19 protein-coding genes are annotated in these 19,607 nt (G+C 63.4%); 9 read left to right on the plus strand and 10 right to left on the minus strand.

From position 1 onward, the window contains the following. Positions 1–10 precede the first annotated feature (10 nt). On the minus strand, positions 11–1,162 hold the full coding sequence (locus tag N008_RS14325; protein ID WP_052381573.1) for an AMP-binding protein: 1,152 nt from the start codon (positions 1,160–1,162) through the stop codon (positions 11–13). A gap of 154 nt (positions 1,163–1,316) precedes the next feature. Here N008_RS14325 and N008_RS14330 point away from each other — a divergent pair, with 154 nt between their 5' ends. After that, positions 1,317–1,529 (plus strand): hypothetical protein, encoded by a 213-nt coding sequence (locus tag N008_RS14330; protein ID WP_044016940.1) that lies wholly within the window; start codon positions 1,317–1,319, stop codon positions 1,527–1,529. 36 nt (positions 1,530–1,565) lie between these two features. On the opposite strand, the gene N008_RS14335 is transcribed toward N008_RS14330, so the two are convergent. The 9 genes from N008_RS14335 to N008_RS14370 all read right to left on the minus strand — a co-directional run bounded on the left by N008_RS14335 (position 1,566) and on the right by N008_RS14370 (position 10,604). Next, positions 1,566–2,624: a DUF1343 domain-containing protein gene (locus N008_RS14335; RefSeq protein ID WP_316963313.1), complete on the minus strand. Its 1,059-nt coding sequence runs from the start codon at positions 2,622–2,624 to the stop codon at positions 1,566–1,568. Beyond that, positions 2,625–2,795 carry a hypothetical protein gene (locus N008_RS24155; RefSeq protein ID WP_316963290.1) on the minus strand — a complete coding sequence of 57 codons (171 nt, stop codon included), beginning with the start codon at positions 2,793–2,795 and terminating at the stop codon, positions 2,625–2,627. Positions 2,796–3,002: 207 nt separating this feature from the next. After that, on the minus strand, positions 3,003–5,249 hold the full coding sequence (locus N008_RS14340; protein ID WP_156109329.1) for an N-acetylmuramoyl-L-alanine amidase: 2,247 nt from the start codon (positions 5,247–5,249) through the stop codon (positions 3,003–3,005). Positions 5,250–5,498: 249 nt separating this feature from the next. Further along, positions 5,499–5,855, minus strand: coding sequence for a DUF6370 family protein (locus N008_RS14345; protein WP_044016944.1), 357 nt, complete (start codon positions 5,853–5,855; stop codon positions 5,499–5,501). Between the two features lie 123 nt (positions 5,856–5,978). Then, positions 5,979–6,803 carry a 1,4-dihydroxy-2-naphthoyl-CoA synthase gene (gene menB, locus N008_RS14350; RefSeq protein WP_044016946.1) on the minus strand — a complete coding sequence of 275 codons (825 nt, stop codon included), beginning with the start codon at positions 6,801–6,803 and terminating at the stop codon, positions 5,979–5,981. Positions 6,804–6,917: 114 nt separating this feature from the next. Continuing rightward, complete coding sequence (locus N008_RS24160) at positions 6,918–7,745, minus strand: thiamine pyrophosphate-dependent enzyme (RefSeq protein WP_316963291.1); 828 nt, start codon at positions 7,743–7,745, stop codon at positions 6,918–6,920. Further along, positions 7,696–8,829, minus strand: a complete 1,134-nt coding sequence (gene menD, locus N008_RS24165) for a 2-succinyl-5-enolpyruvyl-6-hydroxy-3-cyclohexene-1-carboxylic-acid synthase (protein ID WP_052381574.1) — start codon at positions 8,827–8,829, stop codon at positions 7,696–7,698. The genes N008_RS24160 and menD overlap by 50 nt, the downstream gene beginning before the upstream one ends. Before the next feature lie 102 nt (positions 8,830–8,931). Then, positions 8,932–10,155, minus strand: coding sequence for a chorismate-binding protein (locus tag N008_RS14365; RefSeq protein ID WP_231569718.1), 1,224 nt, complete (start codon positions 10,153–10,155; stop codon positions 8,932–8,934). Next, positions 10,152–10,604 carry a hotdog fold thioesterase gene (locus N008_RS14370; protein WP_044016950.1) on the minus strand — a complete coding sequence of 151 codons (453 nt, stop codon included), beginning with the start codon at positions 10,602–10,604 and terminating at the stop codon, positions 10,152–10,154. Before N008_RS14370 ends, N008_RS14365 begins: the two co-directional genes overlap by 4 nt. Before the next feature lie 88 nt (positions 10,605–10,692). On the opposite strand from N008_RS14370, the gene N008_RS14375 reads away from it, so the two are divergent. The 8 genes from N008_RS14375 (at position 10,693) to N008_RS14410 (ending at position 19,607) form a co-directional block, all read left to right on the plus strand. Further along, the gene (locus N008_RS14375) at positions 10,693–11,319 is read left to right on the plus strand and encodes a histidine phosphatase family protein (RefSeq protein ID WP_044016952.1); all 627 of its coding nucleotides are present in this window, start codon (positions 10,693–10,695) and stop codon (positions 11,317–11,319) included. 375 nt (positions 11,320–11,694) lie between these two features. Beyond that, positions 11,695–12,576, plus strand: a complete 882-nt coding sequence (locus N008_RS14380; protein WP_044016954.1) for a sugar phosphate isomerase/epimerase family protein — start codon at positions 11,695–11,697, stop codon at positions 12,574–12,576. Positions 12,577–12,736: 160 nt separating this feature from the next. Continuing rightward, positions 12,737–14,413 carry a GMC oxidoreductase gene (locus N008_RS14385; RefSeq protein ID WP_044016956.1) on the plus strand — a complete coding sequence of 559 codons (1,677 nt, stop codon included), beginning with the start codon at positions 12,737–12,739 and terminating at the stop codon, positions 14,411–14,413. Positions 14,414–14,424: 11 nt separating this feature from the next. Then, a complete protein-coding gene (locus tag N008_RS14390) occupies positions 14,425–15,039 on the plus strand; it encodes a gluconate 2-dehydrogenase subunit 3 family protein (RefSeq protein ID WP_044016958.1) in 615 nt (204 codons plus the stop codon). 149 nt (positions 15,040–15,188) lie between these two features. Beyond that, positions 15,189–16,367 (plus strand): Gfo/Idh/MocA family protein, encoded by a 1,179-nt coding sequence (locus N008_RS14395; RefSeq protein WP_071884544.1) that lies wholly within the window; start codon positions 15,189–15,191, stop codon positions 16,365–16,367. Between the two features lie 67 nt (positions 16,368–16,434). Then, positions 16,435–17,487, plus strand: a complete 1,053-nt coding sequence (locus tag N008_RS14400; RefSeq protein WP_044016962.1) for a sugar phosphate isomerase/epimerase family protein — start codon at positions 16,435–16,437, stop codon at positions 17,485–17,487. 12 nt (positions 17,488–17,499) lie between these two features. After that, positions 17,500–17,973 carry a c-type cytochrome gene (locus N008_RS14405; RefSeq protein WP_044016964.1) on the plus strand — a complete coding sequence of 158 codons (474 nt, stop codon included), beginning with the start codon at positions 17,500–17,502 and terminating at the stop codon, positions 17,971–17,973. Positions 17,974–18,347: 374 nt separating this feature from the next. Next, positions 18,348–19,607 carry a nucleoside permease gene (locus N008_RS14410; protein ID WP_044016966.1) on the plus strand — a complete coding sequence of 420 codons (1,260 nt, stop codon included), beginning with the start codon at positions 18,348–18,350 and terminating at the stop codon, positions 19,605–19,607.

Genomic DNA, 19,607 nt, shown 5'->3' on the forward strand with positions numbered 1-19,607 from the left:
CGCCCGTCCGCTACCGGCCGCCCACACCCGGCGCGGGCGCGAGGCCGCGCACCGTACCCAGCCTATCCAGCTTGCCGGAGGCAGTAGTGCGGAACTGCGGCACGTACACCACGTCGCGGGGCACTTCGTACTTGTCGAGGCGCTGGCTGAGCAGGGCCAGAAGCTGCTGCTGCTGCGCCGGGCGCAGGGCCGGGCCTTCCAGAAACGCCGTCACCTGCTCGCCCAGGCGCGGGTCGGGGCGGCCGGCCACGAAGGCGCGGCGGCCCAGCCCCAGCTCCGTGAGGGCCACTTCCAGCACCAGCTCCACCTTTTCGGCCTGCACCTTCACGCCGCCGCTGTTTATCACGAAGTCGGCGCGGCCCAGCCACTCAAAGCTGTGGCCATCGTCGGAGAGGGTTATCCGGTCGTTGGTGATAATGAGCTGGTCGTTGGTGACGTCGGCGCGGGCGGTGAGGCAGCCGCGTGCATCCTGCCCGACGTGGATGCCGGGCAGCACGCGGTAGGTGGTCTGCACGTCGGGGCCATTGAGGCGGCGCAGGGCAATGTGCGAGGCCGTTTCGGTCATGCCGTATGTCACGTACACCGGCACCTTCAGCTTCCGGATGTTGGTTTCGAGGCTGCGCTCCACGGCCGCGCCGCCCACCAGAATGCCCTTCATGCGGTTGAGGCGCGGGGCGTGGCCGGCATCGAGCACGGTACGCAGCTGCAGGGGCACAAAGGAGGTGAAGTCGAACTCGGCGCCGGCCGGCACCAGCGCCAGCGGGTCGGCGTGGGGCTCCACGATGGTCAGGTGCATGCGCCGCTCCAGGCCGCGCACCAGCATCATCAGGCCGCCCACAAACTCGCAGTTCAGGCACACCAGCAGCCGGTCGCCGGGGCCCAGGTCGAAGTAGTCGCCGGTGCGGCGGGCCGAGGCTTCCAGCTGCCGCCGCTTCATCTGCACCAGCTGGGGCTTGCCCGTGGAGCCCGAGGTGCGCAAACCGAATTCCTGCGCCCCGTTCAGCCACTGCCGCACAAAGTCCAGCACGCGGGCCTCGTAGCCATTCAGGTCCTGCGGCGAGTTGGCCGGGTACTGCTGAATGTCGGCGTAACGGAACTCGCGGCCGTTGAGCAGGAGGGAATCGGGCAGGAGCAGGTCGGCGGAGGTAGCGGCAGTATCCATAGCGGGCAGTATCAGGCGAGAGAAGCGGCAAAGATTTTCAGAAACAACCGGAACTACGTACGCCAAGCTTGTTCAGTGGGTTGAAATTTTGCGGGGGCTTGACATAGAGGCCATTAAAAGTGTATCTTATCCTGCTCACCTTACCATTCACCCCATGGATACCGCCGCCGTCAGCCCGTTTGCCCGCGCCAAAACCGTGGTGTTCCGGCGCCTCATCACCTTCCGCCACTACCTCAACGCCACCAAAACCTGCGCCCGCGCCCTGCGCGAAGCCCGCCGCCGGCGCAAGCAGCAGGCCAAAGACGCCCGCCTGCGCGACTTCTTCGCCTGGTGCAGCGGCTGCGAAGCCTACGGCTCGATATTCTAGCGCCGCCTGCCCACTGGCCACGGTTGCGGCGGTTTTTTAGGGGTACAGCAGATACTTTTTGCGCGTGGCCTTGTAGCGAGCCAGGGCCGGCTCCCACGACGCCCGGATTTCGGCGGCCGATTTTCCGGCCATAACCTGCAGTTTGAAACTGGCGTCGCCGGCCAGACCATCAATGCTGCCAATCTGGTTGCTCTGGGTGCGGTCGAAGAACCGGGCTTTGTCGGGGTAGGCTTGGTAGAGCTGCAGCATCCAGTCGAGGTTGATGCGGCCGGACTTGCGCAGCTGGTTGGTGTCATACGTGCGCAGATCCAGGCCGTAGCACACCTCGTTCATGTACAGCGGCGCCTCACTCATGCCGGGCAGGCTGACGGGTGTGTAGGAGAAAGTGAAGCTGTTTTTAAGGGCTGGGCTGCCGAGGAGCGCAAACGGAAAGTAGGTGCCGCGGCCGTGGTTGAGCGCTGTGCCTTCAAACAGGCAGGTAGACGGATACAGTAAAATGCTGTGCTGGGTGTTCAGGTTGGGCGAAGGCTTGACGGGAAGCGTGTAAGCCATTTCGTGCCGGTAGTTTTTCACCGGAATCACGCGCAGGCGGCACTGCTGCTTGCCGTCCAGCCAGTTTTCCCCGTTGATCATGCGGGCAAACTCGCCGACAGTCAGGCCGTGGGCAATCGGCACCGGAAACTGCCCGATGCCGGACTTCAGGCGCAGGTCCAGCACGGGTCCATCCACGAGGTAGCCGTTGGGGTTTGGCCGGTCCAGAATCAGCAGCTCCTTGTCGTTTTCGGCGCAGGCTTCCATCACGTCGCGCAGCACGTTGATATAGGTGTAGAAGCGGCAGCCCACATCCTGGATATCAAACACCATTACGTCCACGCTGGCCAGGTCCTGCGCCGAGGGCTTGCGCTTTTTGCCGTACAGCGAAATAATGTCGATGCCGGTGGCCGGGTCTTTCTCGTCGGCCACTTTGGCGCCGTTGCTGGCATTGCCCCGGAAGCCGTGTTCCGGCCCGAAGATCTTGACGATGGCAATGCCTCGGGCTACCAAGCTGTCGACGAGGTGCCTGCGGCCGATAATGGTGGTTGGGTTGGCCAGAATTCACACGCGCTTGTTGGCGAGGTAAGGCAGGTACGTTTCCGTCTGGTCGGCAGCCGTCAGGATCGGACGGCTTTTGAGAGTCACTACTGCGGGGCGACTGCCTGGCTCCACCAAGCTGCCAGCGGCTAGGCCGGTGCCCAGCAGCACCGCCAAGGCGAGATAGAGCCTCATAATAATGAAAATAGGAGGTGGGGAAGAGGAGAATAACCGGCTGAAACCGCCGCGGGAAGGCTCTCAAGTTAGCAAACTTCAGAAGCCAGGAGATGGGCAGTGGCGCCCTGCGGGCTGGCACCGGCATAAAGCATCAAGCCAGCCGAAACGAAAACGGCCCGACCCGCACAAAGCAGGTCGGGCCGTCTGTCACCCAGAAACGGCCGCTTACTGCACCAGCAGGCGCAAATATTCCGTGCGGGAACCAAGCTGCACGGCTACCAGATAAACGCCTGATTGCAGGCCGGCGGGCAGGGGGTAGCGCACAGGCTGTCCGCCCAGTATCTTGGTCCGGAAAGCCGGGCCTAACGGCTGGCCCTGCGTGTTGCGCAACTGCATGGCGGCCGGGCCGTCGTAGTCTGTCACGCTTAGCCAGGCACTGCCCCCGTTTTCCACCGGGTTGGTGATGCTGGCCTGCGGCTTGGTAGTTGCTGCCTGGCGGCTAACCACCGCCGGGGCCGTGGGAGCCATCCAAGCAGTCGGCTGCGTGGAAACCCGCAGCGTATAGGCCGTGGTGTTGCTGGTAGCCCCGTTGTAGCCGTACACTCTCACGTAGTAAGTAGCGGCTGGTGCCCCGTTATAAACAAGGGTTTCGGCTGTGGTGCCCGATGAAGTAGAAGCATACAGCAGTGTGCCGGCGGCATTGTAGAGCTGTAGCTCGTAGTCGGCTGGCAGCGTACCGAGCGTAATTTTAAGGTTGTTGTTGGTGGCGGAGCTGGTGAACTGATACCAGTCCACATCGGTGGCCGGGCAGATGTAGGCGGTGTTGTTCACGTTCACGCCTACCGCCTTACTAGCGGTCAGGGTTTCGTTGGCTTCGTAGCTGTCGGTGGGGCAGGCGGCGGTGCTGCCACCCGTGGAAGTCCAGCTGGCGGCGAAGCCCGGCCGGGTGGTGGCACAGTCAGACCGCAGCTCCAGGTAGAGCTTGCCCGAAGTGCCGGTGAGCGTGCCCGGGCTGGCGGTGCCGCTGAACTTACCTAGCAGCGGCGCCTGGTTGTTGGCCCCGTTATATACCAGCAGGTGGTCATAGGTGCTTTCCAGGTCGAAGCTGCTGAACGTGAGCTTCACGCTGGTAGCGCCGGTCGGCGCAATAAGCTGGCATTGGCGCACATCGTTGGGGTAGTTGGCAGTGCTGCCACCCGCATCATACACGGTACCCGAAGCCGCCGACAAGGTCGTGACGGAAGGCGCATTGTTGACAAGCGTATAGAACCTCTCCCAGTTCCAGTTCACGCCGGGGTCAGTGTGAGTCTGGTTGGGGAAATGCTGGTGGCCTTTGATTTTGACGCACGCCCCCGTGCTGAATGTGCCCGTGGTGGCTGCCCCGTAAAACGTGCGCAACCCGCTGATGCCGTAGCCACTGCCCACAATGTCGCGGGCCAGTGCCGCCGAGCTGGTGTACATGGCTGTGGTGTACCAAGAAGCGTCGTTTACGTAGCCTTCGTGCTCCGTGCCAATGGTGTAGGGGTTTTCGGAGCCGATGTGCCAGGCTTTGTTGGCCTCGCTCACCATCTGCGTCACCTGCCCATCGGAAGAGCGCACCACGTAGTGCGCCGATACGCTGGACGTACAGTTCTTAAACCAGGAAATGCAGCCGGCGTACGTGCCCTGTACCGTATGGATGGCGTAGTGCGTGGCAGCCGTACCGCTGCGCGTGCTGTAGTTACAAGTGGTGAAATCAGAAATAGCGGGGCCATAGTCGGTGGAGACGGCCACGGCGTAGGTGGAAGTGCCAGGGTTGAAGGTTCGTCCTTCTGCCTGCACGTCCTGCGCCGAAATCTGCGTGGTGCCAGCACTCAGTACCTCATAATTAGCCCCGAAGATGGCCGGCAGATTCAGCTGATAATTCGGAAACCGGTAGCGCAGCTGGTTGTCGGGCTGCGCAAGAAAGCGCAGGACGCTGTACAGGTGCGAGTCGAGAGCAAAAGTACTTACGGCGTCTTCGCCAAGGGGCAGTTCACTCAGCTCCAGCAGCACAGGCAGATGCCGGGCTGGTTCGGTGGGCTTAAGCTGGCGGGCGTTGGCAAGCTGGGCGTAGGCTGCCGCGTAGGCCAGAATGTTGGCGCGCGGGTCTTGCTGAATCAGGGTTTCGCTGACGTGCGCCAGCCGGGCCACCAGCCGCAGGTTTTCGCGAAATACGCCTTTCCCGTTCGCAAACAGTCCCATCACGCCCGATGGCAGCGGCATACCCGTGCAGCTTTCCGGCTCCTGCGCCGCTATGTGCCGGATGTGGGTCTGGGTGAAAGATACGGCTTCCAACATGCCACGTGGCACTGCCGGATACTGCCGGTAAGCCTCCGCAAAATACGCGGCATAAGGCGTTTCGGCGATGATAGCCTGGCGCGCTGCCGTCTGGGCTTCCGCCAAGGGCATCAGGCATAGCATGGCGCCCCAGAAGAGTAGGTGTTTCCTCATAAAATATAACCAAAGAGAGTTAGTTGGTGGAGCTTTGGTGAGAATAAGGTAGGGATAGTGGGCTCTAAGGCAAACTTTTATGCGGGAATTTTGGCTGTCTGCCAAAATTATGTTTCTGTAAAAGATACAAGTCGCCAGTGCCATTGGCAGAACGCTCCGGGTGCCATAATACAGAAAGCGCCACCCAGTTGGGTGACGCTTTCTGGAAAATACTGCAGCTGCCACCCAATCGGGGGCAACGGCTGCAAGCTACTTGGCCTTAGCCGGCTCAGGCAGCACCCTGAAGTACGTTGCCTTAAACCGGTTGTCCACGATTTCGCCCTGCACTTCGGCCTTGCGCACGGTGTTGCAGAAGCCGTTGTTGGCGTGGGCGTCGCCGTGCGAGTCGATGGTGGTGCCGTCCACGAAATAGGCCTTGCCGTTCAGCCGGATGGCCAGGTCGCAGTCCTTGCCCTTCAGGCCCAGGCGGCACTGCCCGCAGGAGGCGTCAACCAGCAGCACCTCCTTGGTTTTGTCGGGCGTGGCCATAGCGGCGGCTGGGGCCTGGGCGTAGGCGGCAGAGGTGATGGCGAAAGCCAGCAGCAGAGAGGTCAGGAAGGGTTTCATAGAATGCCGGTTCAACTGAAGAAAGCGCCTGGAGAAGGGCCGCAGTCAGAAAAATACGAAAAGAAAACTGCCCGCCCGGATTCGGGCGGGCAGTTGCCGTTGAATGGTGGCCGGTATCCGGCGTTACGGAAACTTCGGATACTTCGAGAAGTCAGGCTGGCGCTTCTCGATGAAGGCGTTGCGGCCTTCCTTGGCTTCCTCGGAGAGGTAGTAGAGCAGCGTGGCGTTGCCGGCCAGCTCCTGAATGCCGGCCTGGCCATCAAGCTCGGCGTTGAAGCTGGATTTGAGCATGCGCAGCGCCAGCGGGCTTTTCTGCAGGATCTTGTGGCACCAGGCCACGGTGGTTTCCTCCAGCTTGTCCAGCGGCACCACTTTGTTTACGAGGCCCATGTCGAGGGCTTCCTGGGCGTCGTACTGGTCGCAGAGGAACCAGATTTCGCGGGCCTTCTTCTGGCCCACCACGCGGGCGAGGTAGGAGGCCCCGAAGCCACCATCGAACGAGCCCACGTTCGGGCCGGTCTGGCCGAAACGGGCGTTTTCGGCGGCAATGCTCAGGTCGCAGACCACGTGCAGCACGTGCCCCCCCCCGATGGCCCAGCCGGCCACCATAGCCACTACCGGCTTCGGGATGGAGCGGATGATTTTCTGGAGCTCCAGCACGTTCAGGCGGGGCACGGTGTCCTCGCCCACGTAGCCGCCGTGGCCGCGTACGCTCTGGTCGCCGCCCGAGCAGAAGGCCTTGCCGCCCTCACCCGTCAGGATGATCACGCCGATGTCGATGCGGTCCTGGCAGATGCGCATGGCCTCAATCATCTCCTGCACCGTGAGGGGTGTGAAGGCGTTGTGCACCTGCGGGCGGTTGATGCTGATTTTGGCGATGCCTCCGTGCTGGGTGAAGAGGATTTCGCGGAACTCCTTAATCGGAGTCCAAGTGAGTTGCTCTGACATAGAATGAACTGGTTTCTGCGCCCTCTGCGAAATCCCTGCGCCCTCTGCGGGCTACGTCGTTGGTACGTCTTTAGCCCGCAGAGGGCGCAGAGGTTTCGCAGAGGGCGCGGTGTGCTAGTGTGAAAAAGAAGTGCGGACCAGGGCCCGGTAGTGTTCAAAGAATTCGGCGTTGGTGGCGCTGTCGGTGGTGATTTCCAGCAGCGCCGCGCCGGTTTCGGCTGCAAAGAAAACCGGTAGCGCCGACTCTAGTTCAGCAAAAGTGGAAACGGCCTGGTAGTGCAGCCCAAAATCCCGGGCCGTATTCTCGGCGCGCAGCGGCTGCCGCGTCTCGAAGAACTCCTCCAGCTCGGGCTGCTGGCGGGGCCCCTCGATGAGCCGGAAAATGCCGCCCGCGTGGTTGTTGAGCAGCACCAAGCGCAGGTTAGGGGTAGGGTAGTTGTGCCAGAAGGCGTTGCGGTCATAGAAGAAGGCCACGTCGCCGGTAAGCAGCACCACCGGGCGGCCGGGCTGGGCCAGGGCCGCGCCCACGGCCGTGCTGGTGCACCCGTCGATGCCGCTGGTGCCGCGGTTGGCAAAGATTTCCACGGTGCGGCCAGCCGGCACGCCCAGGATGTTGGCGTAGCGCACGGCCATGCTGTTGGCCAGGTGCAGCGCCGTGCGGTCGGGGAGGTGCTGCAGGGCGCGGTAGATGGCCGTGAATTCGTTGAACGGCTGGTTGGGCTGCTGCATGAAATCCTGCAGGAAGCCGGTCGCCCAGCTTTCGGCGGCCAGCCAGGGCTTGAGATAAGCGGCTTTGGCCGGGTCGGCGTCCGGCGTGGGCCAGCTCAGCCGCACCGGCTCGCCCAGCGGCTGCGGGCGCGGGGCTACGCGGGTGGCGTCCTGGGCGGGGACCTCACCCCCCGGACCCCCTCTCCAAAAGAGAGGGGGAGCCTGACGATTCAACGAATCCTACATCTGACTTCTCCCTGCTTTTGGAGAGGGGGCTGGGGGGTGAGGTCAGCGCCGCAAAGAAATCAACCGGCTCCATGCGCACCACTTTGGTCAGCGACTGGAACGTGTCGGCTACAGGGCCGGCGGGCTGGATGTGCCAGTGCTGGGCGGGTTTGGCGTTGCGCAGGTAGAGCTTGAGGGCTTTGGAAATCAAGGATTGGCCGAAGGTGATGAGCAGCTCCGGCTTCAGGGCTTCCTTGAGGCCGGGCTCCGGCACGGCCATGAATACATCCTGGCGGCCGAGGGGGCGCAGGCGCTGGTCGTAGGTGGCGGCGGCGGGCAGGTGCAGGTTGGCAATCAGGTCGCCGACGACGGGCACGTGGTGGATGGCCGCAAACTGCTGCAGCGCCAGCAGCAGCTCCGTATCGGCGGGGTGCTGGCCGGCCACCACCAGCACGCGGCTGGTGCCGCGGATGGCTTCGTGCAGCTCCTGTAGTACGGCGGCGGGCAGCTGCGGCCGGCCGGGCAGCTCGCGCGTCACCTTCACTGGACCAAACTGCAGCTCCTCGCCCTGCTTAGGGTAGAACGGCTCGCGCAGCGGCACGTTCACCTGCACTGGCCCGGCCGGAAACTGCTCGGCCAGCCCGACGGCCTCGCTCACAATGCGCGTGGCGTGCCACTGCGCGTCGGTGTGCGTGGTGTCGGCCGGAAACGTGAACGAGCCTTTGGCGTGGGCTCCGTACAGGTCGGTTTGCCGGATGGTCTGGCCGTCGAGCTGATCAATCCATTCCGGCGGCCGGTCTGCCGTGAACAGCACCAGCGGAATCTGCTGAAAGTAGGCCTCGGCCACGGCGGGCGCGTAGTTGAGGCCGGCCGTGCCGGAGGTGCACACCAGCGCCACCGCCCGCCGCTGGGCCTGGGCCAAACCCAGCGCAATAAAGGCCGCCGCCCGCTCGTCGGGCACCGTGCGTACCGCAATGCCCGGGTGGCGCGCAAAGGCAATGGTGAGCGGTGCGCATCGGCTGCCCGGCGAAAGTACCACGTCGGTGATACCCAGCTGCACGCAGATTTCGGGAATATTATGGACGGCTTGCATAGGCGGTAGCGCCAAGCTCCAGCTTGGCGAGTCGGTGGACGGTGTGCGTTGAACAGCTTACGAGCCGAGACGTTCAACGATTCATCAGGCCGGAACCTGGCGTTACTTCAGAATAGCTCCTACGGTGCGCAGCTTCAGTTCGGTTTCCTGCCACTCGCGGGCCGGGTCGGAGTCGACGGTGAGGCCGGTGCCGGCGTAGAGGATGGCCTCGGTGGGCCGCAGCTGCAGGCAGCGCAGGTTCACGTAGAGGCGGGCCACGCCGGCGTCGGGCAGGTTTACAGGGCCCAGGAAGCCGCTGTAGTAGGCCCGGTCGTAGCCTTCGTGGCGGGCAATGAAGTCGAGGGCCGCCTGCCGGGGCATACCGCCCACGGCCGACGTAGGGTGCAGCAGCCGCAGCATATCGGTGCCCAGCGTGGCAAAGGGCACCTTGCGCAAGTCCACGGCAAAGTCGGTGCGCAGGTGCAGCACCTCGCCGGCGGCCACGGTGCGCGGCCCGGTTTCCTGGTACTCGCGCAGCCGCAACTGCTTGAAGCAGTTGACGATGTAGCGCGCTACCAGGGCCTGCTCCTCGATTTCCTTCTGCCGCCAGATGGCCTCACTGGGTTGGTGGCCGGGCAGCAGCGGCTGCGTGCCGGCCAGGGCCATCGTCCGGAATACGCCGTCGGCGCCTACCTCGGCCAGCACCTCGGGCGTGGCGCCCAGCCAGGTGCCCACGCCCGGCGCACTCACCACCGACACAAAGGCGTTGGGGTAGCGCGCCTGCAGCTCCTCGAAGGCTGCCAGCACATCAAACCCGGCGGGCAGCTCCCGCCGCACGGCCCGGCTGCTCACCACTTTCTGCACCTGCCCGCTGGCAATGGCCGCCACGCCGGTTTGCACTAGCGCCTCATACTCGGGCTGTGAGGCGGTGGCTGGGGCGGGCTGCGGGCTCACGTGCCAGGGCAGCGGAGCCTTAGCAGGCAGCGCCATAAATTGCTGCCTCAGGGCCGGCAGCCGCGCTGCTGCCGTGGCGCTGACCTGGATTTCGTCAGGCCGGGCCAGATCAAAAAACAGGTCGGCTGGCAGAAACAGCGGCGGGTTGTGGTCGGAATCCTGGAAGGGGAAGAAGGCGAAGCCGGCCGGGGCCGTGGCTTCCAGCGCCGGCGGCAAGCCCACGTAGGCGGCCTCCACCCGCAAACTCAGGCAGAGCCGGGCGTGGGTGGCGCCGGGCAGCCGCCACAGCGCCACGGGCCGGCCGCTGCTCAGGGCCAGCGCTACCAGCTGCCGCTGGCGGGCGGACGGGGCCAAGTCGGCGGGGTGCCAGGGCAGGCGCTGCAGGCTGCTCACGCGGCCGGGTTCTGGGGGCCGCCGGGCAGGTCGATGACGGCCATGGTGATGCGGCTGACGCACACCAGCACGCCGGTTTCTTCGTGCGTGATGCGGATTTCCCACACCTGCGTGCTGCGGCCCACGTGCAGGGCCGTGGCGTGGCCCACCACGTAGCCCGAATGCACGCCTTTGAGGTGGTTGGCGTTGATTTCCAGCCCCACACAGGCTTTCTTGCGTACGTCTACCTGCAGCTGCGCCCCGATGCTGCCCAGCGTTTCGGCCAGCGCCACGGAGGCGCCGCCGTGCAGCAGGCCCATCGGCTGGTGCGTACGGCGGTCGACGGGCATGCGGCCGGTGAGGCTTCGCTCTCCCACGGCGGTAATTTCAATGCCCAGCTGCTCGCCCAGCGTGTTGCGGCATAAGGCGTTGAGTTGAGCCAGGTCAGCTGAAAGGTGTTCGGGGTACATCAGATGCAGGGAAATAAGGCGCGAGGTCAGAGATTCCGGGAGCTGAAAGAGCTACTTTTGACCCCATAACAGCAAAGCTAGCGGGAAAGTGAGCGTCAAAAAAATATACCTCATCCGGCACGGGCAGACCGACTTCAACGTGCGCGGCATCGTGCAGGGCAGCGGCATCGACTCCAGCCTCAACGCCACCGGCCACCACCAGGCCGGGCGGTTCCACGCAGCCTACGCGCACCTGCCCTTTGACCGGGTGTATACCTCGGCGCTGCGCCGCACTCACCAGTCGGTGCAGGGCTTTCTCGACCAGCAACTGCCCCACGAGCAGCACCTAGCCCTCAACGAAATCAGCTGGGGCACCCGCGAAGGAACCCTGATTTCGCCTGAGGAAGACGAGGAATACTATGGTGTGCTGCGCCAGTGGACGGCCGGCAACACCGCCGCCCGCCTGCCCGGCGGCGAAAGCCCCGACGAAGTAGCCGCCCGCCAGCGCCCGTTTATCGAGCTGCTGAAGACGCGGCCGGCCGAGGAAACGGTGCTGGTGTGCATGCACGGCCGCGCCATGCGGGTGCTGCTGTGCCAACTGCTCAATTACCCGCTGCGCTATATGGACGCCTTCGACCACCGCAACTTAGGGCTATATCAGCTGCACTATTCCGGTTCCATGTTCACGGTGCGCAGCTTCCTGGACGTGGCGCACCTGCAGGAGCCCGGGCAGTAGGAGAGGGGCCGGAATGGGTGAAACCGGCAATAGTTACATTATTGAATATAGGGATTGGGTTCGGCTGAGGGGGGAGATTATCACAGTTTTCCAAGAAAAATTATGCCTGTTCATTATCCTATGAAATATGCGCGTAAGGCGACTATACGCAGCAAGGGCAGCTGGCAGGGACAATTGGCAGGCGGGCTGCATTTTGTTTAGTAATAACAACTTGTAACTTACTCGCACCAAGCAATAGGCAGCGCGTGCGCTGTCTGAACGCAAGTAGTGAAGTCCGGAAGGCTCCTTGGAGCTGTTGCTTTCTGCCGTCCTGAATGCTGGAGCAGTTGCCACCCGGACAAACGCAGTTCTGTCTCCCTCCCCATTCCTGCTGTTATGCTATCCAGACGTGCTTTTGTAAAGTCCGCTTCCGTGCTCTCCGCCGGCGTACTGGCTTCCCCCGCTTTGCTGGCTAAGGGCCAGACCGATATCGGCCTGCAGCTGTACACCCTGCGCGATGCCATGCTGAAAGACCCGGTGGGCACGCTGGCGCAGGTGGCCAAAATGGGCTACACCACCGTGGAAGGCGCCACCTACACGGGCAGCCTCAAGTTCTACGACATGACACCGGCGGCTTTTGCCCAAGCGCTCAAAAAAGCCGGCCTGCGGATGCCCAGCAGCCATTACCTGCTGGGCGAGCAGCAGAACAACGGCCAGCCCACGGCCGGCACCATCCTGCACGGCTGGGACAAAGCCGTGGACGACGCGGCCCAGGTGGGCATCAAGTACATGGTGTGCGCCTGGCTCACCGAGTCGGAGCGCGGCAGCCTCGACCACTACAAGCTGCTGGCCGAGCGTCTGAACAAGGCCGGGGAGCGGTGCAAAAAAGCCGGCATCCAGCTCTGCTACCACAACCACGACTTCGAGTTTGTGGCCCAGGATGGCAAGCTGCCCTACGACGTGCTGCTCACCACCGATAAGAACCTGGTGAAAATGGAGCTGGACCTGTACTGGGCCACCAAAGCCGGCCACGACCCGGTGGCGCTGTTCAGCAAGAACCCCGGCCGCTTCCCGCTCTGGCACGTGAAGGACATGGCCAAAACGCCGCCGCACAGCTTCACGGAAGTCGGCAACGGCTCCATTGACTTCAAGCGCATCTTCGCCCAGGCCAAAACGGCGGGCCTCCAGCACTTCTTCGTGGAGCAGGACCAAACCCCCGGCTCGCCCTTCGACAGCATCCAGCAAAGCATCAGCTACATCAAGCGCAGCTTGGTGTAGCCACCAAAAGAACGTCATGCTGAGCGGGGCGAAGCATCTCGCGTGCTGACGTTGCCAAAGTAATTTGATTACCCGCTAGCGAGATTCCTCGGCTCCGCTCGGAATGACGTTCTGGTAAATACTCTGCCTTCAACCGCCTACCCTCATCCCACCACATTCTATGGAAAAGAACACGTATGACGCCATCGTCATTGGGTCCGGCATTTCGGGCGGCATGGCGGCCAAGGAGCTGACCGAAAAGGGACTAAAAACCCTCATGCTGGAGCGGGGGCGCAACATTGAGCACATCAAGGATTACGTGAATGCCAACAAGAACCCGTGGGAGTATGAGCACCGGGGCGGCAAAACACAGCAAATGATCAAGGACCACCCGGTCCTGAGCCGCGACTATACGCTCAACGAAAGCAACCTGGATTACTGGGTAAACGAGAAGGAAAGCCCCTACGTGGAGGCCAAGCCCTTCGACTGGTTCCGGGGCTACCACGTGGGCGGCCGCTCCCTGATGTGGGGCCGGCAGTCATACCGCCTGAGCGACTACGATTTCGAGGCCAATGCCAAGGACGGCATTGCCGTGGACTGGCCCATCCGCTACAAGGATCTGGCCCCGTGGTACAGCCACGCCGAGAAGTTTGCCGGCATCAGCGGCTCGCGCGAGAATCTGCCCCAGCTGCCCGACGGCGACTTTATGCCGCCCATGGAGATGAACATCGTGGAGAAGGACGTGGCGGCCCGCCTCAAAAAGCACTACGAGCACCGCCGCATGATCATCGGCCGCACGGCCAACATCACCCAGAACCACAATAACCGCGTGAGCTGCCAGTACCGCAACAAGTGCTGGCTGGGCTGCCCGTTTGGGGCGTATTTCAGCACGCAGTCGGCCACGCTGCCGGCGGCGGTGGCGACCGGCAACCTCACGTTGCGGCCGTTTTCCATCGTCACGCGCATTCTCTACGACAAGGACACCAAGCGGGCCAAGGGCGTGGAAATCCTGGACGCCGAAACCAACCAGACCTACGAGTATTTCGCCAAAATCATCTTCCTGAACGCCTCGGCCCTGAACTCGGCCTGGGTGCTGATGAACTCGGCCACCGACGTGTGGCCCGGCGGCCTGGGCAGCAGCAGCGGCGAGCTGGGCCACAACGTGATGGACCACCACTTCCGGGCCGGGGCCTCCGGCGAAATGCCCGGCTACGAAGACAAATACGTGTACGGCCGTCGCGCCAACGGCATTTACGTGCCCCGCTACCGCAACTTGTTCGGCGACAAGCGCGACTACATCCGGGGCTTCGGCTACCAGGGCGGGGCCGGCCGCGAGGGCTGGGGCCGCGAAATTGCCGAGATGAACATCGGCGGCGACTTCAAGGACGCGCTGACCGAGCCCGGCGACTGGACGATGGGCATCATGGGCTTCGGCGAAACCCTGCCCTACCACGACAACCAGATTTCGCTCTCCAAAACCCAGAAAGACAAGTGGGGCCTGCCGGTGCTGGTGATGGACGCCAGCATCCGCGACAACGAGCAGAAAATGCGCATCGACATGATGGCGGACGCCCAGGAAATGCTGGAAAAGGCCGGCGTGAAAAACGTAAAGACCTACAACAACGGCTACACGCTGGGCGGCGGCATCCACGAGATGGGCACCGCCCGCATGGGCCGCGACCCGAAAACGTCGGTACTCAACCAGTACAACCAGGTGTGGGACGCCCCCAACGTGTACGTAACCGATGGCGCGGCCATGACCTCGGCGGCCTGCCAGAATCCGTCGCTCACCTACCTGGCCCTCACCGCCCGCGCCGTGGACCACGCCGTGAGCGAGCTGAAAAAACAGAACGTCTAACCCCGCCCATCATGAACAGAAGAGACGCCGTAGCCCGCGTAGCCCTCCTCATGGGCGGCACGCTCATCGGGGCCGACTACTTCCTGTCCGGCTGCACCGCCGACACCGACAAGAAGGCCGCTACCAAAGTTAAAACCGCCCCGGCCAAGCCCGAAAAGCTGGCCGAGGTGCTGAACGCCCAGCAAATTAACCTGCTTAATGAAGTAGGCGAAACCATCCTGCCGGCCACCAAAACCCCGGGGGCCAAGGAGGCCAACGTGGGCGGCTTCATGGCCGTGATGGTGCGCGACTGTTACAAGCCGGAAGAGCAGAAAATCTTCCTCGACGGCCTCACCAAGCTGGAGGATGCGGCCAAGAAAAGCGGCGGCAAGGACTTTCTGGCCCTGGATGCCGCGCAGCGCACCACCCTGCTCACCGCCCTCGACAAGGAAATGAAGCAGTACGAAAAAGCCAAGACCCCGGAGCAGCCCAACCACTACTTCCGCATGGTGAAGGAGCTGACACTGCTGGGCTTCTTCACCTCCGAACCCGGCGCCACCAAAGGCCTGCGCTACCTCCCCGTACCCGGCAAATACGACGGCAACGTGCCCTACAAAAAAGGCGACCGGGCCTGGGCTACGACGTAATTCTGTTTCCCAGAACGTCATGCTGAGCGCAGCGGAGCGAAGTCGAAGCATCTCTACCTCTGACTAATGAATGCTATTACAACGAAGCGGTAGAGATGCTTCGGCAAGCTCAGCATGACAGCCTATCAATCCAACTACATAATCACTGTATGAAATTACGCTTGGGCATGATTGGCGGGGGGCAGGGCTCCTTTATTGGGGCGGTGCACCGCATGGCGGCGGCGCTGGACGGGCTGTATGAGCTGACGGCCGGGGCCTTCAGCAGCAACCCGGCTACCTCCCGCGCCACCGGCCAGGAACTGGGCCTGGATGCCGGGCGGGTCTATGATTCATACCAGCAGCTGCTGGAGCAGGAGGCGCAGCGGCCGGCTGCGGAGCGGGTGCAGGTTGTCAGCATCGTGACGCCCAATCACCTGCACTTCGCGCCCGCCAAAATGGCTTTGGAGCTGGGCTTCGATGTGGTGCTGGATAAGCCCATGACGTTTTCCCTGGCCGAGGCCCGGGAGCTGGCCGCCGTGGTGCAGGCCACCGGCCGCCGGCTCTGCCTCACGCACACCTACACCGGCTACCCCATGCTCAAGGAAGCCCGCCACCTGGTAGCATCGGGGGCTTTGGGCACCGTGCGCAAGGTGTACGTGGAGTACCCACAGGGCTGGCTTAGCAGCTTCGAGGAGGGCAACGCCGACAACAAGCAGGCCGCTTGGCGCACCGACCCTGCCCGCAGCGGCGTGGCCGGGGCCATGGGCGACATCGGCACCCACGCCTTCAACCTGGCCGAGTACGTGAGCGGGCTGGAAGTGAGCCAGCTCTGCGCCGACATCCACACCGTGGTGCCCGGCCGCCAGCTCGACGACGACGGGGCCGTGCTGCTGCAGTTTACCGGCGGAGCCAGCGGTGTGCTGGTAGCCACCCAGGTGGCGGCCGGCGAGGAAAACAACCTGCGCCTGCGCATCTACGGCGAAAAAGGCGGCCTGGAATGGCAGCAGGCCGACGCCAACACCCTGCTGGTGAAGTGGCCCGACCGGCCCACCGAAGTGCGTCGCACGGGCGCGGGCTACCTCTGCGCCGCCGCCCGCCACAACAGCCGCATCCCGCCCGGCCACCCCGAGGGTTACCTCGAAGCCTTTGCCAACCTCTACCGCAACTTCGCCCTCACCCTGCGCGCCGACCTGGGCGGCCCGCCCGCCCCGCCCGAAGCCGCCGACTACCCCGGCATCCGGGACGGGCTGCGCGGCATGGCTTTCATCGAAACCGTCATTGCCTCGGGCCGCTCCACGCAGAAGTGGACGGACTTCCCGGCTATTGAGAGCTTAGAACAGAGAACGTAGAGCTTAGACTCAGTTCACCTGCACTCTACGTTCTAAGCTCTAGGCTCTACGTTCTAAGCTCTAAAACATGAACACCATCAAAGGCCCCGGCATCTTTCTGGCGCAGTTCCTCAGCGACCAGGCCCCATTCAACAACCTGGACAGCATCTGCGCCTGGGCGGCCGGGCTGGGCTACAAGGGCGTGCAGCTCCCCACCACCGACCCGCGCATCATCGACCTGCAGCTGGCCGCCGAAAGCCAGACCTACGCCGACGAGTTGAAGGGCCGGGTGCAGGCGGCGGGGCTGGAAATCACGGAGCTCTCCACGCACCTGCAGGGGCAGCTGGTGGCCGTGAACCCCGTGTACGATGCCCTGTTTGACGGCTTCGCGCCGGAAGCCGTGCGCGGCAACCCGAAGGCCCGGCAGCAGTGGGCGGTGCAACAGCTGAAGTACGCCGCCCAAGCCTCGCAGCGGCTGGGGCTCACGGCCCACGCCACCTTCAGCGGGGCGCTGCTCTGGCCCTACCTGTACCCCTGGCCCCAGCGGCCGGCCGGGCTGGTGGAGGATGGTTTTGCCGAGCTGGGCCGGCGCTGGCGGCCGATTCTGGATGCGTTTGACGCGTGCGGGGTGGACGTGTGCTACGAGGTGCACGCCGGCGAAGACCTACACGACGGCATCAGCTACGAGCGGTTTCTGGCCGAAGTACACCAGCACCCGCGCGCCTGTTTGCTCTACGACCCCTCGCACTTCGTGCTGCAGTGCCTCGATTATTTGGAGTACATCGACATCTACCACGAGCGGATTCGGGCGTTTCACGTCAAGGATGCCGAGTTCCGGCCCAATGGGCGGCAGGGCGCCTACGGCGGCTACCAGAGCTGGACCGACCGCGCCGGCCGTTTCCGCTCCCTCGGCGACGGGCAGGTGGATTTCAAGGCCATTTTCAGCAAGCTCACCCAGTACGACTACCCCGGCTGGGCGGTGCTGGAGTGGGAGTGCGCCCTCAAGCACCCCGAAGACGGCGCCCGCGAAGGCGCGCCCTTCATCCAGAACCACCTGATCCGCGTCACCGACAAGGCCTTCGACGATTTCGCCGCCTCCGGCATCGACCAATCCCTCAACCACCAGCTTCTCGGTATCTAACGCTTCCTTTCCATGAAAAAGGCTTTTTTATTGCTCGCCTGCGGGCCCCTGCTGCTGGCCTGCGGCTCCGATAACACCGCTTCCACCAAAGCCAAAGAGGAATACACCCTGGCCGACGAATCGGCTCCCGCTCAGGACAGCACCACCACCGCCAACCTCAGTGCCGTGGCCCGCCAGCCCCAGGTAGATACCAGCGTCACCAAAATCGGCACGGCCCCGACCGGCGGCGCGGTGGCCGTGGGAGCCAAGCTGATGGAAGGCTCCGACTGCGCCAGCTGCCACCGCGAAAACGAGAAGCTGATCGGCCCCGGCTACCGGGAAATTGCCGCCAAATACCCCAACACCGCTGCCAACGTGACGATGCTGGCCAAGAAGATCATCACCGGCGGCAAAGGCAACTGGGGCGAAATCCCGATGACACCCCACCCCACCCTCTCCCAGAAAGACGCCGAGGAAATGACCCGCTACATTCTGGCGCTGAAGTAGCCGGGCAGGCGGCGGTTGAGGTGAACGGTCATGCTGAGCCTGCCGAAGCATCCCTACCGCCGGCCACGAACGGTTGTAGAGACGCAATATTTTGCGTCTCATCGTTGAACGACTGTCTCCAGTACCAGCAACAGCAACATCAGCGTCTCGGCGTTGAACAACCGGTTCCGGCACCAGCCGCAACAACGTCAGCAACGAGGAGACGCAAAATATTGCGTCTCTACATCGCCTAACCAGTCGTCTGGCTCCCCTTCTCTGAAGGGGAGGGGTCGGGGGTGAGGCGCAATCGTTGCAACGTCAGCACGCGAGATGCTTCGCTCCGCTCAGCATGACGTTCTTATACTTACTCCTTTCCCACCAATCCCCGCCTGCCCATGACTGCTTCCATCCGCATACGGCTATCCATCATGATGTTCCTGGAGTTCTTCATCTGGGGCGCGTGGTTCGTGACGCTGGGCACGTACCTGCTGCGCAACCTCGGCGCGTCGGGGACGCAGGTGGGGGTGGCGTTTCTGACGCAGTCCATCGGGGCCATTGTGGCGCCGTTCATCATCGGGCTCATTGCCGACCGGTTTTTCTCGGCCCAGAAGATTCTGGGCGTGCTGCACCTGGCCGGCGCGGTGCTGCTGTGGCGGGCCTCGGTAGCGCCCGATTTCAGCAGCTTCTACCCCAGCATCCTCACCTACATGGTGCTGTACATGCCCACGCTGGCACTGGTAAACTCCATCAGCTTCCGGCAGATGCAAAACCCACAGAAGGAGTTTGCGCCCATCCGGGTGCTGGGCACGCTGGGCTGGATTGTGGCCGGCCTCACCATCGGCTGGCTGAACTGGGAGCAGACCAACAGCCTGCAAAGCACCTTCCTGATGGCGGCCGGCGCTTCGGCCCTACTAGGCGTATTCAGCTTCACGCTGCCGGCCACGCCGCCCGTCAAGAAAGACCAGACCAGTTCCCTCGGCGACCTGCTGGGACTGGAAGCCATTGGGATGTTGCGCAACCGCTCGTACCTGATCTTCTTTCTGGCCTCCATTGCCATCTGTATTCCGCTGGCCTTCTACTACGGCTTTACCAACCCGTTTCTCAACGAAGTCGGGATGAAGTCGGCGGCGGGGGTGCAGAGCCTGGGGCAGGTGTCGGAGCTGCTGTTTATGCTGGCTATTCCGCTGTTTTTTAGTCGGCTGGGCGTGAAGAAGATGCTGGCCATTGGTATGGCGGCCTGGGTGCTGCGCTACGTGTTTTTCGCCTACGGCGACGGCCTGGGCAACTATTGGATGCTGATTGCGGGCATCGTGCTGCACGGCGTCTGCTACGACTTCTTCTTCGTGACGGGCCAGATCTACACCGACAACCTGGCCGGGGAACGGTTCAAAAGCTCGGCCCAGGGCTTCATCACCCTGGCCACTTACGGCGTGGGTATGCTTATCGGCACGCTGCTCTCGGGCCGCATCTTCGATGCCTACCAGACCACGCCCACCACCCACGACTGGCGCATGATCTGGCTGATTCCGGCCGGCATTGCGGTAGTGGTGCTGCTGGCCTTCCTGGCCTTCTTCCGCGACCAGCCCCAGCCGCAGACCACCGCCGCCACCGATACCCTGCACGACCCGGCCACCCCACTCACCCAAGCCGTGTAG

It is taken from the genome of Hymenobacter sp. APR13, assembly GCF_000737515.1.
In the GTDB taxonomy this organism is placed as follows: domain Bacteria; phylum Bacteroidota; class Bacteroidia; order Cytophagales; family Hymenobacteraceae; genus Hymenobacter.